General features: G+C 71.8%; 4 protein-coding genes. All 4 read right to left on the bottom strand.

Going from position 1 to position 4488, the window contains the following annotated elements:
• On the bottom strand, window positions 1-1320 hold a 1320-nt coding region (gene aspS, locus ACI6PP_RS22910; RefSeq protein ID WP_421114056.1), incomplete at its 3' end, for an aspartate--tRNA ligase.
• Window positions 1317-2672 carry a histidine--tRNA ligase gene (hisS, locus tag ACI6PP_RS22915; RefSeq protein ID WP_421114058.1) on the bottom strand — a complete coding sequence of 452 codons (1356 nt, stop codon included), beginning with the start codon at window positions 2670-2672 and terminating at the stop codon, window positions 1317-1319. The genes aspS and hisS, both read right to left, overlap by 4 nt.
• Window positions 2669-3358 (bottom strand): MBL fold metallo-hydrolase, encoded by a 690-nt coding sequence (locus tag ACI6PP_RS22920; protein WP_421114060.1) that lies wholly within the window; start codon window positions 3356-3358, stop codon window positions 2669-2671. The genes hisS and ACI6PP_RS22920 overlap by 4 nt, the downstream gene beginning before the upstream one ends.
• Before the next feature lie 48 nt (window positions 3359-3406).
• Window positions 3407-4288: a hypothetical protein gene (locus tag ACI6PP_RS22925; protein WP_421114061.1), complete on the bottom strand. Its 882-nt coding sequence runs from the start codon at window positions 4286-4288 to the stop codon at window positions 3407-3409.
• Window positions 4289-4488 lie beyond the last annotated feature (200 nt).

Genomic DNA, 4488 nt, shown 5'->3' on the forward strand with positions numbered 1-4488 from the left:
GACGGCGACGTCGCCCGACGCGGTGGCGTCGTCGGTGGGCTCGAACAGCGGGGCGTCGACGACCCACACGAACCGCCAGGCGTCCTCGTCGAGCAGCCCGCCGCGGCGGCCGATCTCCAGGCGTGCGGCGCCGAGCAGGGCGCGGGACGACTTGGCTGCCCCCGCGCCGAAGAACACGCAGTCACCGGGCGAGGCGCCGACGTGCGCGGCCAGGCCGGCCCGCTCGGCGTCCGACAGGTTCTTGGCCACGGGGCCGCCCAGCTCGCCGTCCTCGCCCACCAGGACGTAGGCCAGGCCCTTGGCGCCGCGCTGCTTGGCCCACTCCTGCCAGGCGTCGAGCTGACGACGCGGCTGCGAGGCTCCCCCGGGCATCACGACGGCGCCCACGTAGGGCGCCTGGAAGACGCGGAACGGGGTGTCGGCGAAGAACTCGGTGCACTCGACGAGCTCCAGACCCATGCGCAGGTCGGGCTTGTCGCTGCCGAACCGGCGCATGGCCTCGGCGTACGTCATCCGCTCGATCGGGGTCGGGATCTCGACGTCGATCGTCGCCCAGACGGCCTGCAGGACCTCCTCGGCGAGCGCGATGACGTCGTCCTGGTCGACGAAGCTCATCTCGACGTCGAGCTGGGTGAACTCGGGCTGACGGTCGGCTCGGAAGTCCTCGTCGCGGTAGCAGCGTGCGATCTGGAAGTAGCGCTCGGCGCCGGCGACCATCATCAGCTGCTTGAACAGCTGAGGGCTCTGCGGCAGGGCGTACCAGCTGCCGGGCTGCAGGCGCGCGGGCACCAGGAAGTCGCGGGCGCCCTCGGGCGTGGAGCGGGTGAGCGTCGGCGTCTCGACCTCGGTGAACCGGTGGCCGTGCAGCACGTCGCGGGCCGCCTTGTTGACCTCGCTGCGCAGGCGCAGGTTGCGGGCCATCGGCGCGCGGCGCAGGTCGAGGTAGCGGTACCGCAGCCGCGTCTCCTCGTTGACCGGGCTGTCGTGGTACTCCTCGACCGGGAACGGCAGGGGCGCGGCCTCGTTGAGCACCTCGACGGTCGTCGCGACGACCTCGATCTCGCCCGACGGGAGGTTGGGGTTGGCGTTGCCCTCGGGACGGACCGACACCTCTCCGGTGACCGCGACGCAGAACTCGTTGCGCAGCGGGCGGGCGACCTCCTCCTCGCGGATGACCACCTGGGCGGTGCCGGTGGAGTCGCGGACGTCGATGAACGCCACGCCACCGTGGTCGCGGCGTCGCGCGACCCAGCCGGCGAGCGTGACCTGGGTGCCGGCGTCGCTCGCGCGCAGGCTTCCGGCGTCGTGCGTGCGGATCATCGGGAGGTCTCCTCGGTGGTGGGGGCGGGCTGGCTGGGGTCGACGATGCGGGGACGCAGGTCGACGGCGGGCGGCGTCCAGGTGGCCGGGTCGGCGTCGACCTGGTCGCCCGAGCGGATGTCCTTGACCTGGTGGCCGTCGTCGGACGGGAACCAGACGTAGGGGATCCCGCGGCGGTCGGCGTGGCGGATCTGCTTGCCGAGCCGGGACGCGTCGGGCGCCACCTCGGTGGGGATGCCGCGGCCGCGCAGGGCGCGGGCGACGTCGCGGGCACCGGCGCGGGCGTCCTCGTCGAGGACGGCGACGAGGACCGCGGACGGCACCGAGCGGTCGGCGTCGAGCAGCCCACGGGCGACGAGCGGGGCGACCAGGCGCGTCACGCCGAGCGAGATGCCGACGCCGGGGTACGTGGACCGTCCGTCGGCGGCGAGCGCGTCGTAGCGTCCGCCGGCGCAGATCGACAACCGTCCGTGCGTCTCCATGCGGCCCTCGAACACGGTGCCGGTGTAGTAGTCCAGGCCGCGGGCGATCGACAGGTCGGCGAGCAGCGTGAACCGGTCCGAGCTGCTGCGGGCGCCGGCCTCGACCGCGCGCACGAGGTCGCGCAGGCCCTCGTCGAGCAGCGGGTGCTCGACGCCGAGCGCGCGCACCTCGTCGGCGAAGGACGTGTCGGTGGAGCGGATCTGCGCGAGCGCGAGCGTCTGACGGGTCTGGGTCTCGTCGAGCCCCGCCTCGGCCAGCAGCGCGGCGACGCCGTCGGGGCCGATCTTGTCGAGCTTGTCGACGGCGCGGATGACCGGCGTGGGGTCGTCGACGCCGATGCCGCGGTAGAAGCCCTCGATCAGCTTGCGGTTGTTGACGTGCAGCGTCAGCGCCGGCACGGGCAGGCGGCTCAGCGCCTCGGCCATCACCTCGGTGACCTCGACGTCGGCGTCGAACGACAGCGTGTCGCGGCCGATGATGTCGATGTCAGCCTGCGTGAACTCGCGGTAGCGGCCCTCCTGCGGGCGCTCGCCGCGCCAGCAGCGCTGGATCTGGTAGCGGCGGAACGGGAAGTGCAGATCGCCCTGGTGCTCGAGGACGTAGCGTGCCAGCGGCACCGTCAGGTCGAAGTGCAGACCCATGCCGGAGTCGCCGTCGTCCTCGGCGTGCAGCCGGCGCAGCACGTAGACCTCGTTGGAGGTCTCGCCCTTGCGCAGCAGCTGGTCGAGCGGCTCGACGAAGCGCGTCTCGAGGGACGCGAACCCGTGCAGCTCGAAGGTCTCGCGGAGCGAGTCGATGATGGCGAGCTCGGCCGCGCGCTGGCTGGGCAGCAGCTCGGGGAAGCCGCTGAGCGGGGTGGGGCGGCTCATGCGAGGTCGACCAGGAACGGGTTGGTCGCGCGCTCGCGTCCGACCGAGCTCTGGGGCCCGTGCCCGGGCAGGACGACGACGTCGTCGGGCAGGGGCAGCAGGCGGGTGCGCAGGCTGTCGGTCATGGCGTCGTGGTCCCCTCCCTCCAGGTCGGTGCGTCCGATGGACCCTGCGAAGAGGAAATCACCGGTGAACATCACGCGCGACACGTTTTCGGTGCCCGTGTAGGGCGTCTCGTACATCACCGTGCCCGGCGTGTGCCCCGGCACGTGGTGGACCGTCAGCGACAGCCCGGCCGCCTCGATCACGACGCCGTCCGCGGCGTCGCGGACCTCGGCGGGCTCGGCGAAGTCGGGAAGGTCGTCCAGCTGGAGCTGCGAGCGCAGCATCGCCGCGGACTCCCCCGAGATCGCCGCCATCGGGTCGGCGAGCAGGTGCCGGTCGGCCGGGTGGATCCAGACCGGCACGCCGTGAAGGTCGGCCACCTCGCGCGCGGTCCACATGTGGTCGAAGTGGCCGTGCGTGACGAGCACGGCCTCGACCGTCAGACCCTGCTGGGCGACGATCTCGGCGACGCCCGCGGCGGCGTCCATGCCGGGGTCGACGACCACGCAGGCACCACCCCCGTCACCGACGAGGTAGCAGTTGGCCTGCAGCGGACCGGCGGGGAAGGCAGCGAGGAGCACGTCGCTACGTTACCGAGACGTGTCCCCGCCGCTCGCGGCGCGGCCCCCTCAGAGATCAGGCGTGGCGTAGAACACGATCTTGCTCTTGGGCCGGACGACCTTGTGGACGCCGCGCGGACGACCCGAGGCGCCGCGGGCGTCGATGTTGCCCTCGATGGTCACGACCGTGTCCTTGCGGACCTGGATGATCAGGCCGACGTGCGAGGGGTGCCCGTCGCGGAAGTAGTCGTAGAACGCCAGGCGGCCGACGGCAGGCTGGTCGGTGGTGTTGCCGCGCTTCCTGACCGCCGCGACGAAGCTGTCGAACGTCTTGCGCTTGGGGATCGCGGCGCCGTTGCCGCTCACGCTGCTGATCCACGACATCAGGAAGCTGCACCAGGCCTGGTTGGAGTAGCGGCCGCCGTTGACGAACTTGCCGTACTTGTTCTTGCGGTAGCCGGGCTCCTTGTAGCCCACCTGCGAGCGTGCGACGGCGATCAGCTCGGAGCGCTCGCCGGAGACCCGCGAGACCGAGACGCGCCTCTTCGCCGTCGAGCTGCGGTAGATGCTGCCGTGCTGGAAGCGCTGGATGCAGGCGTTGCCCTTGGCGTTGCAGTTCTTGGCGATCACCGGTGCGCCGAGCGTGCCGCGGACGCCGCCGTACGTGTTGTAGGACGACAGCATGGAGCCGGCCACGCGCTTGGTGGCCGAGCCGTTATGCACCAGCAGGCCCTTGCTGTACGAGCGGTAGGTGACCGTCTTGCCGTACTGGGCGACCGTGGCGAACCCGCCCTTGGGCGAGCCGATCTTCGAGCCGAGCCTCTTGGCGTAGGCGTTGATGCTGGCCTCCCCCGGCGTGGCGGCCTGCGCGGCCGGCGCGGAGCCGAGCACCCCGAGTCCGAGGGCGAGGGCGGTGACGATCGCGAGGACCGGTCTTCGGACGAGGTGCATGCGGGCTCCCGGGAGATGGCGCGGTGATCGGTGCTGTCCGTACGTTAAGGGCGAACCGGACAGCGCGCTCGTCGAGATGGACGAGACGACTCATCGTCGCTCAGTAGCGGGGCATCCAGTAGTAGGTGATGGGCGGGTCGGTGCGTGTCGTGCGGACGACGGCACGCCCGTCGCTCGGTCCGACGTTGCCCTCGACGAGC

It is taken from the genome of Solicola agrisoli (assembly GCF_049059935.1).
In the GTDB taxonomy this organism is placed as follows: domain Bacteria; phylum Actinomycetota; class Actinomycetes; order Propionibacteriales; family Nocardioidaceae; genus JAURVT01.

Coding starts and splice junctions, on each gene's coding strand:
- hisS (WP_421114058.1), bottom strand. CDS start 2,672: ATGAGCCGCCCCACCCCGCTCAGCGGCTTCCCCGAGCTGCTGCCCAGC.
- ACI6PP_RS22925 (WP_421114061.1), bottom strand. CDS start 4,288: ATGCACCTCGTCCGAAGACCGGTCCTCGCGATCGTCACCGCCCTCGCC.